General features: G+C 38.4%; 2 protein-coding genes and 1 pseudogene. 2 read left to right on the forward strand and 1 reads right to left on the reverse strand.

Annotated elements, in window-relative coordinates:
- Positions 1-276, forward strand: a 276-nt coding sequence (locus ACFIMQ_RS09530) for a type II toxin-antitoxin system RelE/ParE family toxin (protein WP_375703944.1), incomplete at its 5' end; no start/stop codon positions are given.
- A gap of 18 nt (positions 277-294) precedes the next feature.
- Entirely contained in the window at positions 295-594 is a 300-nt protein-coding gene (locus tag ACFIMQ_RS09535) for a HigA family addiction module antitoxin (RefSeq protein ID WP_375616810.1), read from the forward strand.
- 54 nt (positions 595-648) lie between these two features.
- Here the strand turns inward: ACFIMQ_RS09535 and ACFIMQ_RS09540 are convergent.
- Positions 649-771: pseudogene (locus tag ACFIMQ_RS09540) on the reverse strand (integrase); the annotation flags it as partial.

Below are 771 nucleotides of genomic sequence, written 5' to 3' on the forward strand. Positions count from 1 at the left end.
ATTGTGAGTTTCAAGCATAAGGGCTTAAAATTATTTTATACAACAGGTTCCACAAAAGCTATTCGACCAGATCACGTAAAGAAATTACGCGTCATCTTGACGGCTTTAACAAGTGCTACGACGCCCGAAATGTTGAAAGCACCTGCCTTTAAAATGCATCCTCTTAAAGGTGAACTTACAGGATACTATTCTATATGGGTGAATGGAAATTGGCGTGTTACTTTTCGCTTTATAGGAACAGATGTGGAGCTTGTTGATTATCAAGATTACCATTGATGAAAGGAACGAAAACAAATGATGCATAACCCCGCACATCCGGGCGAAGTTTTAAAAGTAGCTTTCTTAGACGAAATGGGGATAACAATACAAAAGTTAGCTGATCATCTCCATATGACAAGAGCTTCTCTATCAAGAGTGATTAACGGTCATGCCTCTATGAGTACCGAGCTTGCAATTAAATTAGAACTAGCTGGTTTTAGTAAAGCAAAATTTTGGTTGGATATGCAAACGAATTATAATTTATGGCAAACAATGCAACAGACACAACCACCTATTTCTCCTCTGGTTTCTGATGCACCTCAAACGTCGCTTTGATTTCGTTTATAATTTTGACGGGGCTTTAGTTTTTTTTAGTTGCCGCCCGTTGCTCTAACCTTTTTGAAGTTTTTTAATGGCTTCTATTGCAAGGCGTTTTCTATCGGCTGTTTTGGTATAAAGAGATGCCATTTTGTCTTCTGACCAGCCAAAAAGCGCTTTCATTTGGGAAACTGT

The sequence above is a fragment of the Bartonella sp. AD13SXNS genome, assembly GCF_042196465.1.
In the GTDB taxonomy this organism is placed as follows: domain Bacteria; phylum Pseudomonadota; class Alphaproteobacteria; order Rhizobiales; family Rhizobiaceae; genus Bartonella.

Bases quoted from the DNA above. Each gene is read 5' to 3' on its own strand.
- ACFIMQ_RS09535 (WP_375616810.1), top strand. From the start codon at position 295: ATGATGCATAACCCCGCACATCCGGGCGAAGTTTTAAAAGTAGCTTTC.